This window comes from Pseudomonas sp. Z003-0.4C(8344-21) (genome assembly GCF_900104975.1).
Lineage (GTDB): Bacteria > Pseudomonadota > Gammaproteobacteria > Pseudomonadales > Pseudomonadaceae > Aquipseudomonas > Aquipseudomonas granadensis.
Genome location: NZ_LT629756.1, coordinates 2,227,053 through 2,245,905 on the forward strand (window position 1 = coordinate 2,227,053; position 18,853 = coordinate 2,245,905).

Annotated in this window: 6 protein-coding genes; 4 read left to right on the forward strand and 2 right to left on the reverse strand. The window is 62.4% G+C overall.

Annotation, left to right across the window (positions count from 1 at the left end; genetic code table 11):
• Positions 1 to 5: 5 nt before the first annotated feature.
• Positions 6 to 1,790, reverse strand: a complete 1,785-nt coding sequence (locus tag BLU24_RS10300; protein WP_093099773.1) for an acyclic terpene utilization AtuA family protein — start codon at positions 1,788 to 1,790, stop codon at positions 6 to 8.
• A gap of 184 nt (positions 1,791 to 1,974) precedes the next feature.
• On the opposite strand from BLU24_RS10300, the gene BLU24_RS10305 reads away from it, so the two are divergent.
• From BLU24_RS10305 to BLU24_RS10315, 3 genes are all read left to right on the forward strand, one after another.
• A complete protein-coding gene (locus BLU24_RS10305; RefSeq protein ID WP_093099776.1) occupies positions 1,975 to 2,598 on the forward strand; it encodes a TetR/AcrR family transcriptional regulator in 624 nt (207 codons plus the stop codon).
• A gap of 92 nt (positions 2,599 to 2,690) precedes the next feature.
• Positions 2,691 to 3,488: a substrate-binding periplasmic protein gene (locus BLU24_RS10310; protein WP_093099779.1), complete on the forward strand. Its 798-nt coding sequence runs from the start codon at positions 2,691 to 2,693 to the stop codon at positions 3,486 to 3,488.
• Positions 3,489 to 3,573: 85 nt separating this feature from the next.
• Positions 3,574 to 4,587, forward strand: a complete 1,014-nt coding sequence (locus BLU24_RS10315) for a GNAT family N-acetyltransferase (protein ID WP_093099782.1) — start codon at positions 3,574 to 3,576, stop codon at positions 4,585 to 4,587.
• Between the two features lie 125 nt (positions 4,588 to 4,712).
• On the opposite strand, the gene BLU24_RS10320 is transcribed toward BLU24_RS10315, so the two are convergent.
• Positions 4,713 to 5,267: an RNA polymerase factor sigma-70 gene (locus BLU24_RS10320; protein WP_090284852.1), complete on the reverse strand. Its 555-nt coding sequence runs from the start codon at positions 5,265 to 5,267 to the stop codon at positions 4,713 to 4,715.
• A 372-nt stretch (positions 5,268 to 5,639) separates the two neighbouring features.
• Between BLU24_RS10320 and BLU24_RS10325 the strand changes: the two genes are divergently transcribed.
• Entirely contained in the window at positions 5,640 to 18,638 is a 12,999-nt protein-coding gene (locus tag BLU24_RS10325) for a non-ribosomal peptide synthetase (protein ID WP_093099785.1), read from the forward strand.
• Positions 18,639 to 18,853 lie beyond the last annotated feature (215 nt).

Here is an 18,853-nt window from a genome sequence, read left to right on the forward strand (position 1 = left end):
AACCTCTAGTCGAGTTGTTCGGCGATGCTCTGCGGCACCGCAATCGGGATTTCCAGCAATTGCTGGGCGAAAGCCTTGCCTTGCGGATCGATGCGCAGACTGGCGACACCGCCGCCGCCGAGGGCGTTTTCCAGCAGAAAGTTTAGGCTGTGGGTGCCGGGCAGATACCAGCACTCGACCCTGCCGTTGTCCGGGTCGAGCACATGGCTCATCCAGTCTGCGACCACCGCTGGCGTCAGCGCTGCGGCGATCCACGGTAGATATTCGGGTTTGCGCGGCATGACGCCGATGTTGCTGTGATTGCCTTTGTCGCCGGAACGCGCCACGGCGAGTTTTACCAGTGGCACAGAAGCATCGGCGCGGCCCTGCGGTTCGGGCGGTTGATGGGGCAGGGCTGAGGTCGGGTTTTGCGCTACGGCGGGCGCGGGCAGGCTGCACGGATGACGTTTGCCAGCCATATCGACGTGCAGCGTGCAGACGCTTTTATCGATCAGAAACGAAAACAGGCGGATCAGCGGGTACACCGTCGGACGACCGCCGACGATGCCGGTCAACCCAGGCGCCATGCCGGTCGCGGCCTGAGCGATTTCTTTGGAAAACACGACCAGGGCTTTTTTATCGGGATGGCGCACGGCGAGTTTGATCACCACTTCGCGGCTGTCCTGACGCTGACCGTGCGGGCCGTAGGTGGCCTCGCTGCCAAGCAATTCGACATGGGTTTCGCTGTAGGGCGCCCAGCCGCGCTGGCTGAACATTTCTGCGGTTTTGTCGATGATCGCCTGACTGACGCGCCGCGCCTTGTCGACCGCATCGATGCCGGCGATCAGGCAACTGGCGGTGCAACGAAAACCGTCCGGGTAAGTCGCGCTGACCTTGTATTGATCGCTGGGCGGCAGGCCTTTGGCGCCATGGACATGAACGGCGTTTCTGCCGTGTTGCTGGAGTTCGACCTGAGTGAAATCACAGATCACGTCGGGCAATAAATAAGCCTGTGGATCGCCGATTTCATACAGCATCTGCTCGCCGACGGTCAGCGGTGTGATCAGGCCGCCGCTGCCTTCGGGTTTGCTGACGATGAACTGGCTGTCGGCGCTGACCTCGACGATCGGAAAACCGATGTGTTCGTAATCCGGCACGTCGCGCCAATCGGTGAAGTTGCCGCCGGTGCATTGCGCGCCGCATTCGATGATGTGCCCGGCCAGTGCGGCCTGGGCGAGTTTGTCGTAGTCATGCCATGACCAGCCGAATTCATGCACCAGCGCCGCGCTGACCACGGCGCTGTCGACTACCCGGCCGGTAATGACGATATCGGCGCCGAGCTTCAGCGCTTCGACGATGCCCGGTGCGCCGAGGTAAGCATTGGTCGACACGCACAGCGGCGGCAGTGGGGCGCCCGTGAACATTTCAGTGATACCGCTGAGCTGGCGCAGTTGAGGCTGCAGGTCATCGCCAAGCAGCACAGCGATTTTCAACGCGACGCCGGCGCGATCACACGCGGCTTGCAGGGCGGCGGCGCAGGCCTGTGGATTGACCCCGCCGGCGTTGCTGATGACGCGGATGTGCTGCTCGGCCAATTGCGGCAGCAGCGGTGTCAGCACTTCGATGAAATCGCTGGCGTAGCCGGCCTCTGGGTCTTTCATGCGCGCGCCGGCCATGATCGACATCGTAATCTCGGCCAGATAATCGAACACCAGATAATCCAGACGCCCGCCGGCCACCAGTTGCGCGGCGGCGGTCGATGTATCACCCCAGAAGGCGCTGGCGCATCCGATACGCACGGTATTTGGCATTTTTATCTCCGACTCAGCGATCTGCGACAGAAGTGTCTGGAGGCTACCAAGCAAGCGCTTGGTTTGTAAACACTTGAAACTATCTTCTGCCCAAGCGCTTGCTTGGTCGCCGCTGGCGGCTTAAATTGCGCGCAACCCTGCGGTTTCAGGGGGCAAGACACTGATCGACTGTAGGAGAGAACGGGTGGACGAGCAAAAAGCCCTGAGGGTCATGCGCGATTTGGTCGACAGTGGCCAGCTGACGGACCCCGACAGCGCCCGCGGCAAGTTGCTGCAAGTGGCGGCTCACCTGTTCCGCAATAAAGGCTACGAACGCACTACCGTGCGTGATCTGGCCGGCGCGGTCGGCATCCAGTCGGGGAGCATTTTTCATCACTTCAAAAGCAAGGACGAAATCCTGCGCGCGGTGATGGAAGAAACCATCCGCTACAACACCGCATTGATGCGCGCGGCGCTGGCCGACGCGGCCGATGTCCGCGAGCGCGTGCTGGCGCTGATCCGCTGCGAATTGCAGTCGATCATGGGCGGCAGCGGCGAGGCCATGGCGGTGCTGGTCTACGAGTGGCGCTCGCTGTCCGAAGAAGGCCAGGCCAAAGTGCTGGCGCTGCGCGATATCTACGAAGAAATCTGGTTGCAAGTACTGGGTGAAGCCAAAGACGCCGGATTCATCCGTGGCGACGTTTTTATTACCCGACGTTTCCTGACAGGCGCACTGTCCTGGACCACCACCTGGTTCCGTGCTGGCGGCAGTTTGAGCCTCGATCAGTTGGCCGACGAGGCGTTGATTCTGGTCCTCGAAGAGCGTTGAGCCACTTTCTATCCGGCCGGGAAACTGGCTAACTGGGCGAAACCGCCTAGCTTGAATGCATTGATCGGTATTTTTTCGGGGAGTGGGGTGTTTTGAAGTCTTTGCCAATTCGGACCGTCGCGGGGTTGATGCTCGCAGCGCTGGCTGCATTATGGGTATTGCCCGCTCAGGCCGCGCAATTGGTCCGGGTCGGCGCGGCGCATTTTCCGCCGTACACCATCCGCCCGGAAAACGGCGCCGATACCGGTCTGTTGCCGCAATTGGTCGAAGCGCTGAACCGTTTGCAAAGCGACTATCAGTTCGTCCTGGTGCCCACGTCGATTCCCCGGCGTTTCGGTGATTTCAAGCAGGGCCGGATCGACATGGCGATCTTCGAGAACCCTGAATGGGGCTGGAAAGACATCCCCCACAGCGACGTCGACATGGGCCTTGAAGATGCCGAGATTTTCGTCGCGCAGCGTGCAGATGGCCGTCAGCAAAACTATTTCGCCGACCTCAAAGGCAAGCGTCTGGCGCTGTTCAGCGGCTATCACTACGAATTTGCGGCCTTCAACGCCGACCCCAAATTCCTCGCGCAGCAATTCAACGCGACGCTGACCTATTCCCACGACAGCAACCTGCTGATGGTGCTGCGCTCACGCGCCGACATCGCCCTGGTGACCCGCTCGTACCTCAGTGATTACCTGCTGCGTAACGAGAAGGTCCGTGATGAGTTGCTCGTCTCGCAGCGCGTCGATCAGATCTACCATCACTATGCGATTCTGCGCCCGACGGCACCGATCAGCGGCGCGGCGTTCGGCAAGCTGTTGCAGGGGCTGCGCGACAACGGCGACATGCTGAAGATTTTCGATCCTTACAAAATCGCCGTGGTGCCAGTGCTCAATCGCTGAGCGCCATTTGCGCTGAAAGCCTAAATTTCCGCCTGCCGCTCACGTCACATCGTCTAACTGTCGATGATTATCGTGAGCCCGCCCCATGTCCAATCTGAATGACCTGACTGCCCTGGCCTTGCCTTCGGGCAGTCAACTGATCGCTGATGCCAGCGAAAGCCGTTTGAGCCTGAGCCTCGACGGCCAGCCGCTGATTCGTCTGCGCCTTGATCGCGACGCGAAAGGCCCGATCCAGATCGATGAGCGCTTCGCGTTGCCGCCGGGGCAAGCGCTGTGGGCTGCCTGTTACTGGCTGTTTGCGCGCGATCCGGCGTGCCAGCAATTGACCTGGCAACTGGATCAACCACCGACCGAGGCCTTGCTCAGTGGCTTGCTGATCAGCACCGAGGTGAGCGGCGAATATCGCTGCGAACGCACGCTGTTCTGGCAATTGCCGCAACCCTGGCTGGGGACTTCGTTGACCGGCAGTTATCCGCGACAAATGATCATCAGTGAAGGCAAACGCCATCCCCGGCGCCCGGTCAAACCGCGCGGTGAAGTCTATCGGCGTTTCGACGCGCGGCTCGGCGCCTGGATTTCCTTGCGAACCGTCGAAATCGAAGATGATTTGCCGCGTTTCAACCGCTGGCAGAACAGCCCACGGGTGGCCAGTTTCTGGCAGGAGGAGGGCAGCCTCGACAAGCACCGCGAGTACCTGAGCAAACTCGACGCCGACCCGCATACGCTGACCTTGATCGGCTGTTTCGACGATCAGCCGTTCGCCTATTTCGAAGCCTATTGGGCCAAGGAAGATCGCATCGCGCCGTTCTATGACGCCGATGATTACGATCGCGGCATCCACATGCTGGTCGGCGAGGAAGACCACCGCGGCCCGCACAAAGTGGCGAGCTGGCTATCGGCGCTGGTGCATTACCTGTTTCTTGATGATCCGCGCACGCAACGGGTGGTCGCCGAGCCCCGCGCCGACAACGCGAAGATGATCGGCCACATGCACAACCAGTGTTTTCACTGCGAGAAGGAATTCGACTTTCCGCACAAGCGCGCGGCACTGATGATGCTGGGGCGTGAGCGGTTTTTTGATCGCTGCAACCTGGCTTGATGATCCAGTGATCTTGGGGCCGCTATCGCCAGCAGGGCTGGCTCCCACAGGGGGGTTGTGTCGTCCACGAACCCCCTGTGGGAGCTAGCCCTGCTAGCGATTGAATACACCACAAATCCTGCTGTTTACCTGCGACCCACAGCCACCGTATCGCGCCGACTGCCCGAAACCTTGCGGCAGTGCACCAGCGCATCACGAATCATGAAGTTGACCAGGGTCGGCGAGACGCCGAGTTCCTTGGCGATGTCCTTTTGCGGCACGCCGTGCAGGCGATACATCTCGAACGCATAGCGTGTGCGGCTGGGCAGCTCGGTCAGGGCGTCGGCGATGTTTTCCAGGGTCGAGAAATTGATGTGCGAGGTTTCCGGCGAAGCACCCTGGATGACCACATTCAGCCCTTCCTCTTCAGGGCCGGAGTATTTCTGCTCGAGCGCCTGTTTGCGGTAGTGATCGATGGCGAGGTTGCGCACGATCTGGAACAGATAACTCAGTTGCGCCTTGATCGACGAGGTGATCGGTGGCGCCGATTGCAGGCGGAAAAACGCATCCTGCACCACGTCCTCGGCGCGCGAGCGACAACCGGTAATGCGCGCGGCGATCTTGACCAGAATCAGCCGATTATCGACGAATGCCTGAAGTAGCGGTGAATCGCACCTGCTTGTGGATACTTGTTCCGTCATGGAAATCACCTTGCTGCCAAATTGGTTAGTGGGACGCCCCTGGGGGCAGGGCTGTCCTACACATCGAGCGACAAATTATGTTGAATGATAATGATTGTCAATTGAGAAAGAGAACTAATGCTGCAAGCAAGTGTGTTTTGCGAACTGCGACACGCCGCCGCACCCCGGCCCCGTTGAGGGGCGCGCCCGTCGACTAATTATTTGCAGACGTCATCCGTTCTCATCTGTGAATGGCCGCGGGTATAGCGCCCGGCCAGACGGCATTCGATGCCTTGCGCGGTCGGCACAGACCGCGCCCCTGCATGCCTTTTCGCAAGGCGTGACGCCGCAACCCGATTCCATCAGCAAGCCCGAATTCAGGCAGGAAACCTCATGACCGACGCGTTCGAACTCCCCAGCACCCTGGTCCAAGCCCTTCAGCGCCGCGCGGCCCTGACGCCGGATCGACTGGCCTTGCGTTTTCTTGCCGAAAACCAGGAGCAGGCTGTGGTGCTCAGTTATCGCGAACTCGATCGGCGGGCGCGGACCATCGCTGCCGCGTTGCAGGCCGAGGCCGAGTCGGGCGACCGTGCGGTGTTGCTGTTTCCCAGCGGCCCGGATTACGTCGCGGCGTTTTTTGGTTGCCTGTACGCCGGCGTGATCGCAGTGCCGGCCTACCCGCCGGAATCGGCACGGCGTCATCATCAGGAACGACTGCTGTCGATCATTGCCGATGCCGAACCGCGCCTGTTGCTGACCAGCGCCGATCTGCGCGACGCCTTGCAGCAGATCGAAGGCGCGCCGCCGCTGCTGTGCGTCGACAGCCTCGACGAGGCGCTGGCAGAGAACTGGCTCGAGCCGACGCTGACGGCAGATCACATCGCCTTCCTGCAATACACCTCCGGCTCCACCGCATTGCCCAAAGGTGTGCAGGTCAGCCACGGCAATCTGGTCGCCAACGAACAGTTGATCCGCCACGGTTTCGGCATCGACGTCAATCCGGACGATGTGATCGTCAGCTGGCTGCCGCTGTACCACGACATGGGGCTGATCGGCGGTTTACTGCAGCCGATCTTCAGCGGCGTGCCGTGCATACTCATGTCGCCAGCGTATTTCCTCGGTCGACCGTTGCGCTGGCTGGAAGCGATCAGCGAATACGGCGGCACCATCAGTGGCGGGCCGGATTTTGCCTATCGCTTGTGCAGCGAACGGGTCAGCGAATCCGCCCTGGCGCGTCTGGATTTGAGCCGCTGGCGTGTGGCGTATTCCGGCTCTGAACCGATCCGCCTCGACAGCCTCGAACGCTTCGCCGAGAAGTTCGCCGCCAGCGGTTTCAGCGCTGACAGTTTCATGGCTTCGTATGGGCTGGCCGAAGCGACGCTGTTCGTTGCCGGCACGCCGCGCGGCACCGGTATTCCAGCCTTGCGTGTCGACGATCAAGCCTTGGCGCAGAACCGCGCCGAACCGGGTGATGGCAGTGCGATCATGAGCTGCGGCATCAGCCAACCGGGCCACGCGGTACTGATCGCCGAACCGAATTCGCTGAAAGAACTGGCCGACAACGCCGTCGGTGAAGTCTGGGCCACCGGGCCGAGCATCGCTCACGGCTACTGGCGCAACCCCGAGGCCAGCGCCAAGACCTTCGTCCAGCACGCCGGCCGTACCTGGTTGCGCACCGGTGATCTGGGTTTTCTGCGCGACGGCGAGCTGTTCATCACCGGGCGCCTGAAAGACATGCTGATCGTGCGCGGTCACAACCTCTATCCGCAGGATATCGAGAAGACCGTCGAGAACGAAGTGGAAGTGGTGCGCAAGGGCCGCGTCGCTGCGTTCGCCGTCAATCACGAGGGCGAGGAGGGCATCGGTATCGCCGCGGAAATCAGCCGCAGCGTGCAGAAAATCCTTGCGCCGCAAGCCTTGATCAAAGCCATTCGCCAAGCCGTGGCCGAGGCGTATCAACAGGCGCCAAGCGTGGTGATCCTGCTCAATCCGGGCGCCTTGCCGAAAACTTCCAGCGGCAAGTTGCAGCGCTCGGCATGCCGCACAGGTCTGGCCGATGGCAGCCTCGACAGTTACGCGCTGTTCCCATCGACGACGACCGAAGCCCAGGCTGCGCCCACCAGTGGCTCGGATCTGCAAGCGCGGATCGGGCAGATCTGGGCCGAGCAACTGAACGTCAAACAGGTCGCCGGCGACGATCATTTTTTCCTGCTCGGCGGCAACTCGATCGCGGCCACGCAAGTGATCGCCCGGGTGCGCGAAGAGCTCGCGCTGGAGCTGAACCTGCGTCTGCTGTTCGAGGCGTCAACCCTGTCGGCGTTCGCTGCTGCCGTGGCGCAACAGCAGCAGGCCGGCGGCAGCGCCCAAGGTGTAATCGCCACGTTGCCGCGCAACGAGCCGATGCCGCAATCGCTGGCACAGAACCGCTTGTGGATTATCTGGCAACTCGACCCGCACAGCAGCGCCTACAACATTCCGGGTGCCTTGCGCTTGCGCGGTGAACTCGACGAGGTCGCCCTGCGCAGCAGTTTCCAGCAACTGATCGAGCGCCACGAATCCCTGCGCACACGCTTCTTCGAGCGCGACGGCGTCGCCTTGCAGCAAGTGCTGGCGGCCGGTGAATTCAACCTGCAAGTGATCGACCTCAGCGACGTGCCGGCCGCCGAGCGCGAAGCCCGCGCGCGGCAGATCCGTGAAGACCAGGCGCATACGCAATTCGATCTGGAAAAAGGCCCGCTGCTCAACGTGAGCCTGATTCGCCTCGACGACGAAGATCACCAATTGCTGGTGACGATGCACCACATCATCGCCGACGGTTGGTCGCTGAATATTCTGCTCGACGAATTCTCGCGCCTGTACGCCGCCGCCAGCCAAGGCGCGACGGCTGAACTGCCAGCGCTGGCCACGCAATACGCCGACTACGGCAACTGGCAGCGCCAATGGCTGGCACAAGGCGAAGGCGAGCGGCAACTGGCGTACTGGCAAGCACAACTGGGCGATGAGCACCCGGCGCTGGAACTGGCCACCGATCACCCACGCTCCGCCAGGCAAAAACACAGCGCAGCGCGGCATAGTCTGCGTCTGGAGGCGAGCCTCGGCGAAGCCATCCGCAACACGGCGCAGGCGCATGAATCGACCACCTTCATGCTGTTGCTCGCCGCTTTGCAAAGCCTGTTGTATCGCTACAGCGGTCAGCGTGACATTCGCATTGGCGTGCCCAACGCCAACCGTCCGCGCCTGGAAACCCAAGGATTGATCGGTTTCTTCATCAACACCCAGGTGCTGCGTGCGCAGATCGATTCGCGCCAGTCGTTTGCCCAACTGCTGGCCCAGACACGGCTGGCGGCACTTGGCGCACAAGCGCATCAGGATCTGCCGTTCGAACAACTGCTCGAAGTGTTTCCGCAGGCGCGCGAGCAAGGGCTGTTTCAGGTCATGTTCAACCACCAGCAGCGTGACTTGAGTGCGCTCAAGCGCTTGCCGGGGCTGCTCGCCGAAGAGTTGCCGTGGCACAGCCGCGAAGCCAAGTTCGACCTGCAACTGCACAGCGAAGAAGACCGCAACGGGCGTCTGACCCTGTCCTTCGATTACGCCAGCGAACTGTTCGACGCGGCCACCATCGAGCGACTGGCCGAGCACTTCTGCAACCTGTTGCGCGATGCCTGCGAGCACCCGCAGCAGGCGATCGGCGATCTGCAATTGCTGGCACGCGATGAACAGCAGCACCAGCAACAGTGGAGCGCAGAACCCTGCGCCCGTGCGCAACAATGGCTGCCGGAACTGCTCGATCAACAGGCAGGCCTGACCCCGCAGCGCACGGCGCTGGTGTGGGACGGCGGCAGCCTCGATTTCGCCGAACTGCATACGCAAGCCAACCGCCTCGCACATTATTTGCGCGACAAAGGCGTTGGTCCGGATGTTTGCGTTGGGATCGCCGCCGAGCGTTCGCCGCAACTGCTGATCGGTCTGTTGGCCATCATCAAGGCTGGCGGCGCCTACGTGCCGCTGGACCCGGAGTACCCGGCCGAGCGGCTGGCCTACATGCTGCGCGACAGCGGCGTCGAATTGCTCCTGACCCAGACTCGACTGCTCGAGCACTTGCCATCCAGCGACGGCGTCAGCGTGATCGCCATGGACGCGTTGCATCTGGAAAACTGGCCGAGCCAGGCGCCGGGTCTGCACCTGCATGGCGACAACCTCGCTTACGTAATTTACACCTCGGGTTCCACCGGCCAGCCAAAAGGCGTCGGCAATACCCACGCGGCACTGGCCGAACGTCTGCAATGGATGCAGAACACCTACCGTCTCGATGAAACCGATGTGCTGATGCAAAAAGCGCCGATCAGTTTCGACGTCTCGGTGTGGGAGTGTTTCTGGCCATTGATCACCGGCGCACGGTTGTTGCTCGCCGGTCCCGGTGAACATCGCGATCCGCATCGCATCGCCCGGCTCGTGCAACAGTTTGGCGTGACCACGCTGCATTTCGTGCCACCGCTGCTGGCGCTGTTCATCGATGAACCGCTGAGCGTCGAATGCACCAGCCTGCGCCGGGTGTTTTCCGGCGGTGAAGCGCTGCCCACTGAATTGCGCAACCGCGTGCTGGCGCAACTGCCAGCGGTGCAACTGTATAACCGTTATGGCCCGACCGAAACCGCGATCAACGTCACCCACTGGCATTGCACTGCTGCCGATGGTGAACGCTCGCCGATTGGCCGTCCATTGGGCAACGTGATCTGCCGGGTGCTGGATGCTGATATGAATCTGTTGCCGGCCGGTGTGCCGGGCGAGTTGTGCATCAGCGGCATCGGTCTGGCTCGCGGTTACCTGGCGCGTCCGTCATTGACCGCCGAACGCTTTGTCGTCGATCCACTGGGCGAGCAGGGCGCACGTTTGTACCGCACGGGCGACCGCGCACGCTGGACCCATGACGGCGTGATCGAATACCTCGGCCGTCTCGATCAACAGGTCAAGCTGCGCGGCTTCCGCGTTGAACCGGAAGAAATCCAGGCACGATTGCTCGCCCAGGAGGGGGTCGCTCAAGCCGTGGTGCTGGTGCGCGAAACGGCTGCCGGCGCGCAACTGATCGGCTACTTCACCGCCAGCGATGCCAGCGAAAACCACGATGAGCAGATCACTCGCCTGAAAGCCGCACTGGCCGCCGAGCTGCCGGAATACATGGTCCCGGCGCAACTGCTGCGCCTCGACGTCATGCCATTGAGCCCCAGCGGCAAACTCGACCGCCGTGCCTTGCCCGAGCCGCAATGGCAGATGCGCGAGCACGTCGAACCGGTGACTGAACTGCAACAGCAGATCGCCGCGATCTGGCGTGAAGTGCTGGGCCTGACCCGGGTCGGCCTGCGCGACGATTTCTTCGCCCTGGGCGGCCATTCGCTGCTGGCCACGCAAATCATCTCGCGCACCCGTCAGGCCTGCGACGTCGAGCTGCCGTTGCGTGCCTTGTTCGAACACAGCGAACTCGGCGATTTCGCCGAGCAGGTTCGCCAGATCCAGCTCAGCGGACGCACCAACGAACAGCCGCCGATCGCCAAAGTCGATCGCAGCCAAGCGGTGCCGTTGTCCTATTCGCAACAGCGCATGTGGTTCCTTTGGCAGATGGAACCGGACAGCCCGGCGTACAACGTCGGCGGCATGGCGCGGCTGCGCGGCGTGTTGCACGTCGAGCATTTTGAAGCAGCCCTGCAAGCGTTGATCCTGCGTCACGAAACCCTGCGCACCACATTCCCCAGCTTCGACGGCGTCGCCCGTCAGCAGGTGCATGGCGAAACAGGTGTGCGCATGGGCTGGAAGGATTTTTCCGGATCTGCTGCTGACGTGCGTGAGCAACAGGTCCAGCAACTGGCTGACGAAGAAGCGCACCGGCCGTTCGATCTGGAAACCGGTCCGCTGCTGCGCGCCTGTCTGGTGAAGACCGCTGAGCAGGAGCATTACTTCGTACTGACCCTGCACCACATCGTCACCGAAGGCTGGGCGATGGACATTTTCGCCCGCGAACTCAGCGCGTTGTACGAAGCCTTTGTCGATGAGCGCGAATCGCCGCTGGAGCCGCTGCCGGTGCAGTATCTGGACTACAGCGTCTGGCAGCGCCACTGGCTGGAATCCGGCGAGCGTCAGCGTCAGCTCGACTACTGGACCGCGCACCTGGGCCGCGAACATCCATTGCTGGAGCTGCCGGGCGATCGTCCACGACCACCGGTGCAGAGCCATCAGGGCGAACTGTTCCGTTTCGACCTGAGCGACGACCTCGCCGCGCGCGTGCGGGCATTCAATGCGCAACACGGTCTGACCCTGTTCATGACCATGACGGCTGCGCTCGCCACCTTGCTGTACCGCTACAGCGGCCAGACCGATCTGCGCATCGGCGCGCCGGTGGCCAACCGCATCCGGCCGGAAAGCGAAGGGCTGATCGGTGCCTTCCTCAATACCCAGGTGCTGCGTTGCCAGCTCGACGGCATGATGTTGGTCGGCGAATTGTTCGAGCAGGTACGCCACACGGTGATCGAAGGCCAGTCGCATCAGGATCTGCCGTTCGATCATCTGGTCGAGGCGTTGCAGCCGCCGCGCAGCGCCGCGTACAACCCGCTGTTCCAGGTGATGTGCAACGTGCAGCGCTGGGAATTCCAGCAGAGCCGCAGTCTGGCCGGCATGACCGTCGAGTACTTGGCCAACGATGCCCGCGCGACCAAATTCGATCTCAACCTGGAGGTCACCGACCTCGATCAGCGCCTCGGTTGCTGCCTGACCTACAGCACCGATCTGTTCGACGAGCCGACCATCGCGCGCATGGCCGGGCATTGGCGCAACCTGCTTGAGGCACTGATCGCCGACCCGCAGCAACGCCTCGGCGAACTGCCGCTGCTCGACCCAGCCGAGCAACAACACTTGCTCGACAGCCTGGGTGTCGAGGCGGGCGTGCACCGTCTCGACCAGTGCATCCATCACCTGTTCGCCGAACAGGCACTGGCGCGCCAGGATGCGCCGGCGCTGACCTTTGCCGGGCAAACCCTGAGCTACGCCGAACTCGACGCCCGCGCCAATCGTCTGGCCTGGGCCCTGCGCGAACGCGGCGTTGGTCCGCAAGTGCGAGTCGGTCTGGCGTTGGAACGTTCGCTGGAAATGGTCATCGGCCTGCTGGCGATTCTCAAGGCCGGCGGCGCGTATGTGCCGCTCGACCCGGAATACCCGCTCGACCGTCTGCACTACATGATCGAAGACAGCCGCATCGGTCTGCTGCTCAGCGATCGGGCAATGTTCGCCGCCCTCGGTGAGCTGCCGTCCGGCGTCGTGCGCTGGTGCCTGGAAGACGACAGCGCGGCGTTGGCCGATTACCCGGTGACCGAGTTGCCATTGATCAGCCTGGCGCAGCATCAGGCGTACCTGATCTACACCTCGGGTTCGACCGGCAAACCGAAAGGTGTGGTGGTCTCCCACGGCGAAATCGCCATGCATTGCCAAGCGGTGATCGAACGTTTCGGCATGCGTCCCGACGACTGCGAGCTGCACTTCTATTCGATCAACTTCGACGCCGCCACCGAGCGGCTGCTGGTGCCGTTGCTCAGCGGCGCGCAGGTGGTGCTGCGTGCGCAAGGTCAGTGGGACGCCGAGGAAATCTGCGGTTTGATTCGTGATCATCGGATCAATGTCCTCGGTTTCACCCCGAGTTATGGCAGCCAGTTGGCGCAGTTCCTCGCCACGCAAAACCAAATCCTGCCGGTGCGGATGATCATTACTGGCGGTGAAGCGCTGACCGGTGAGCACCTGCAAAGGATTCGTGCGGCGTTCAAACCGGCGCTGTTCTTCAATGCCTATGGCCCGACGGAAACCGTGGTCATGCCGTTGGCCAGTCTGGCGCCAGAGGTGCTGGAGGAGGGCGCCGGCAGTGTGCCGATCGGCAGCGTGATCGGTGCGCGCGTGGCGTACATTCTCGATGCCGATCTGGCACTGGTGCCGCAAGGTGCGACCGGTGAATTGTTTGTCGGTGGCGCCGGTCTGGCGCAGGCCTATCACGACCGTCCGGGGATCAGCGCCGAGCGTTTTGTCGCCGATCCGTTTGCCGCTAATGGCGCGCGCATGTACCGCACCGGCGATCTGGTGCGCCAGCGAGCCGATGGGCTGGTGGAATATCTGGGGCGTATCGATCATCAGGTGAAGATTCGCGGTTTCCGCATCGAACTCGGTGAAATCGAAACCCGCCTGCTCGATCACGATTCGATTCGCGAAGCGGTGGTACTCGCACTGGATGCGCCAAGCGGCAAGCAACTGGTTGGCTATCTGGTGACTGAAGTCGCCGGGCAAAGCGAAGCCAGCCAGATCGAACTGCGCGAAGCGCTGAAGGCGCACCTCAAGGCACAACTGCCGGATTACATGGTGCCGACCCACCTGATGCTGTTGGCGAGCATGCCGCTGACCGCCAACGGCAAACTCGACCGCCGCGCCTTGCCCGCGCCAGACCCTGAGCTAAACCGTCAGGACTATGTGGCGCCGAGCAATGAACTGGAGCAGAGCCTCGCGCAGATCTGGTGTGAAGTGCTCAACGTCAAACGAGTTGGCCTTAACGACAACTTCTTCGAACTCGGCGGCGACTCGATTCTGTCGATTCAAGTGGTCAGCCGCGCGCGTCAACAGGGCATTCATTTCAGCCCGCGGGATCTGTTCCAGCATCAGACCGTGCAGAGCCTCGCCGCCGTCGCCAGCCGCACCGAGCGGGTGACGGCCGAGCAGGGTCTGGTGGCCGGCGAGTCGCGCCTGACGCCGATTCAGCATTGGTTCTTCGACACCGACATTCCCCAGCGACAGCACTGGAACCAGGCGTTGCTGCTGGAGCCGAGCGCGGCGCTGCAAGCGCAGATTCTGGGGCAAGCGCTACTGGCGGTAATCGAGCACCACGATGCATTGCGTCTGCGTTTCGCCGAGGTCAATGGTCAGTGGCAAGCGACCCATGAACCGCTGTCCGCTGCGAATTTTTTCTGGCATCGCCGCGTCGAATCGATGGAGGCTTGCCAAGCCCTGTTCGCCGAGGCCCAGCGCAGCCTCGATCTGGCTCAAGGCCCGCTGCTACGGGCGGTGCTGGTCGATGGCCCGCAAGGCCAGCAACGTCTGTTCATGGCGATTCATCACTTGGTGGTCGACGGTGTCTCGTGGCGCGTGTTGCTCGACGATGTGCAAACGGTCTATCGCCAACTCGACGCCGAGCAGCCGCTGCAACTGCCGGCGAAAACCAGCGCGTTCAAGGATTGGGCTGCGCGTTTGCAGGCCTACGCCGGCAGCGAATCCCTGCGCGAAGAACTCGGTTGGTGGCAGGCCCAACTGGCCGGGCCGAGCGCCGATCTGCCTTGTGCCAATCCACAGGGCGGGCGACAGCATCGTCACGCGCAAACCGTCAGCGTACGCCTCGATGCCGAGCGTACCCGGCAACTGCTGCAACAGGCGCCGAGCGCTTACCGCACGCAGGTCAACGACTTGCTGCTGACCGCGCTGGCCCGTGTGCTGTGCCGTTGGACGGGCGAGGCGTCGGCGCTGATTCAACTGGAAGGCCACGGCCGCGAGACCTTATTCGACGAGATCGATCTGACCCGCACGGTCGGCTGGTTCACCAGCGCTTACCCGCTGCGCCTGACGCCGTGCGCCAGTGAAGAAAGCGCCGGGCAGGGCGCGTCGATCAAAGCGATCAAAGAACAATTGCGTGCAGTGCCGCACAAAGGCCTGGGTTACGGCGTGCTGCGTTATCTGGCTGACGACGCCAGCCGCGCGAGCATGACCGCGTTGCCGAGCGCGCCGATCACCTTCAACTACCTCGGTCAGTTCGACCAGAGCTTCGCCAGCGATGCGCTGTTCCATCCGCTCGATGAGGCGGTCGGTGCCGCCCACGATCCGCAGGCGCCGTTGCCAAATGAATTGAGTGTCGACGGCCAAGTCTACGGCGGCGAACTGCAGCTGCGCTGGACCTTCAGCGCCGAGCGTTTCGACGCCCGGACCATTACCGATCTGGCCAATGCCTACCTGGCTGAGCTGCAAAACCTGATCGCCCATTGTCTGCAAGACGAGGCCGGTGGCCTGACGCCCTCGGACTTCCCGCTGGCGCAACTGACCCAGGCGCAACTCGATGCGCTGCCGGTGCCGGCCGCGCACATCGAAGACGTCTATCCGCTGACGCCGATGCAGGAGGGCATGCTGCTGCACACCTTGCTCGAACCGGGCACCGGTCTGTACTACATGCAGGATCGCTACCGCATCAACAGCGAACTCGACACCGAGCGCTTCGCCCAGGCCTGGCAAGCGGTGGTCGCCCGGCATGAAGCGTTGCGCGCATCGTTCTGCTGGAACGTCGGCGAGGACATGCTGCAAGTGATCCACACGCCGGGTCGCACGCCGATCGAATACCTGGACTGGAGCACCATCGCCGAGGCCGAGCAGGAACCGCAGTTGCAAGCGCTGCTGAAAAGCGAGCGCGAGGCGGGTTTCGATCTGCTCGTTCAGGCGCCGTTTCATCTGCGCCTGATCAAGGTCGGCGCGGCGCGTTACTGGTTCATGATGAGCAATCACCACATCCTTATCGATGCCTGGTGCCGCTCGTTGCTGATGAACGATTTCTTCGAGATCTACAGCGCCCTCGGCGAAGGCCGCGAAGCGCAGTTGAGCACGCCGCCGCGTTATCGCGATTACATCGGCTGGCTGCAACGTCAGAGCCTGGCCGAGGCGCGGCAGTGGTGGCAGCAGAATCTGCAAGGCTTCGAGCGCACCACACCGATCCCGAGCGACCGTCCGTTCCTGCGTGAACATGCCGGCGAAAGCGGTGGGATGATCGTCGGCGACTGCTACACCCGCCTCAATGTCGAGGACGGTGCGCGGTTGCGTGAACTGGCGCAGGCGCATCAGTTGACCATCAACACGTTTGCGCAAGCCGCGTGGGCGCTGGTCCTGCGCCGCCTCAGCGGTGATCGCGACGTGCTGTTCGGCGTCACCGTGGCCGGGCGCCCGGTGGACATGCCGGAAATGCAACGCACCGTCGGTCTGTTCATCAACAGCATTGCGCTGCGGGTGCAGATGCCGGCGGACGATGAACGCTGCAGCGTGCGGCACTGGCTGAGCGCGCTGCTCGACCGCAACATGCAGTTGCGCGAGTACGAATATTTGCCTTTGGTGAACATCCAGGAACAAAGCGAATTACCCAAGGGCCAGCCCCTGTTCGACAGCCTGTTCGTCTTTGAAAACGCCCCGGTGGAAGTCTCGGTACTGGACCGTGCGCAGAGCCTCAATGCGACCTCGGATTCCGGCCGGACCCACACCAACTTCCCGCTGACGGCGGTGTGTTACCCGGGCGATGACCTCGGCCTGCACCTGTCGTATGACCAGCGCTATTTCGACGAATCGACGGTCCAGCGCCTGCTCGCTGAGTTCAAGCGCTTGCTGCTGGCGCTGGTCGAGGGTTTCCATGGCGACATGGCCGAGCTGCCGCTGCTCGGTGCGCAGGAGCAGGAGTTCCTGCTGCACGGGTGCAACGAGAGTGCGCAGGATTATCCGCTGGAGCAGAGTTACGTGGCGCTTTTCGAAGCGCAGGTCGCCGCGCATCCGCAACGCATCGCGGCCAGTTATCTCGATCAGCAACTGAGCTATGCCGAACTGAATCAGCGCGCCAACCGTCTCGGTCATGCATTGATCGCCGCCGGGGTGCAGTTCGATCAACCGGTGGCGCTGCTGGGCGAACGCAACCTCGACCTGCTCGGCATGATTGTCGGCAGCTTCAAGGCCGGCGCCGGCTATCTGCCGCTGGACCCGGGCCTGCCGAGCCAGCGCCTGCAACGTATCGTCGAGCTGAGCCGCACGCCGGTGCTGGTCTGCAGCCAAGCCTGCCGCGAACAGGCGCAAGCATTGCTCGATGAATGTGGTTGCGCCCATCGTCCACGGTTGTTGGTCTGGGAAGAACTCCAGGCGGCGGCGACATCGGCTGACAATCCCGGCCTTTACAGCGGCCCGGACAACCTCGCTTACGTGATCTACACCTCGGGCTCCACCGGATTGCCGAAAGGGGTGATGGTCGAACAGCGCGGCATGCTCAACAACCAGTTGAGCAAGGTGCCGTACCTGCAACTGAGCGAAACCGATGTGATCGCGCAGACCGCTTCGCAAAGTTTCGACATTTCGGTCTGGCAGTTCCTCGCCGCGCCGTTGTTCGGCGCGCGGGTCGACATCGTGCCGAACGCCATCGCCCATGACCCGCAGGGTTTGCTGGTGCATGTGCAAGCGCAGGGCATCACCGTGCTGGAAAGTGTGCCGTCGCTGATTCAGGGCATGCTCGCCTCCGAACGCCTGAGCCTGGATGGCTTGCGCTGGATGCTGCCAACCGGTGAAGCGATGCCGCCTGAGCTGGCGCACCAATGGCTGCTGCGTTACCCGGACATTGGTCTGGTCAACGCCTATGGCCCGGCCGAGTGCTCGGACGATGTGGCGTTCTTCCGTGTCGACCTCGCATCGACGCGTGGCAGCTATCTGCCGATCGGTACGCCGACCGACAACAACTTGCTGTATCTCCTCGACGGTGCGCTGGAGCTGGTGCCGTTGGGCGCGGTGGGTGAACTCTGCGTGGCCGGCACCGGTGTCGGTCGCGGTTATGTCAGCGATCCGCTACGGACTGCGCCGGTGTTTGTGCCGAATCCGTTCGGTGCGCCGGGCGAGCGTCTGTATCGCACCGGAGATCTGGCGCGGCGGCGCAACGATGGCGTGCTGGAGTATGTCGGCCGCGTTGATCATCAGGTGAAAATTCGCGGTTACCGCATCGAACTGGGCGAGATCGAAGCACGCCTGCATGAACAGCCGGAAGTGCGCGACGGCGCAGTCGGTGTGCAGGAGGGGGCTAACGGCAAACATCTGGTGGGTTACCTGGTCGCAGCGGATTCCACACTGAACCCGAACGAACGCCTGGAGCGAATCAAACAGCGCCTGCGCGCCGAACTGCCGGAATACATGGTGCCGCTGCACTGGCTGTGGCTCGATCAACTGCCGCTCAACGCCAACGGCAAGCTCGACCGCAAAGCCCTGCCAGCGCTGGAAATCGGTCAGTTGCACAGCCACGACTATCTGGCGCCACGCAATGAGCTGGAGCAAACCCTGGCGGGTATCTGGGCCGAGGTGCTGAAGGTCGACAAGGTCGGTGTGCGTGACAACTTCTTCGAGCTGGGCGGGCATTCATTGCTGGCCACGCAGATCGCCTCGCGGGTGCAGAAAACCCTGCAACGCGACGTGCCGCTGCGGGCGATGTTCGAATGCAGCACGGTGGAGGAGTTGGCCGAGTTCATCGATGGACTGGCGGCGAGTGAGATCACCGAAGAGAAGGTTGATCGGCTCAATGATCTGATGGCGGAGCTGGAGGGGCTGTAGTTTTTCGGCGCCTGGGCCGGCCTCTTCGCTGGCAAGCCAGCTCCCACAGTTTTTGCGGTGTGCACAAATCTTGTGAACGACGTTGAACCCTGTGGGAGCTGGCTTGCCAGCGATGGCGTCGGTCAATTCAACAGAAATCAACCGGTAAGTGACTGTACATTTCGATCCTTGACGATCAGCAACCGGCAGCTCAGTCTGCCGGTTCTGTTTTTTCT

Bases quoted from the DNA above. Each gene is read 5' to 3' on its own strand.
- BLU24_RS10315 (WP_093099782.1), top strand. From the start codon at position 3,574: ATGTCCAATCTGAATGACCTGACTGCCCTGGCCTTGCCTTCGGGCAGT.
- BLU24_RS10320 (WP_090284852.1), bottom strand. From the start codon at position 5,267: ATGACGGAACAAGTATCCACAAGCAGGTGCGATTCACCGCTACTTCAG.
- BLU24_RS10325 (WP_093099785.1), top strand. From the start codon at position 5,640: ATGACCGACGCGTTCGAACTCCCCAGCACCCTGGTCCAAGCCCTTCAG.
- BLU24_RS10300 (WP_093099773.1), bottom strand. From the start codon at position 1,790: ATGCCAAATACCGTGCGTATCGGATGCGCCAGCGCCTTCTGGGGTGAT.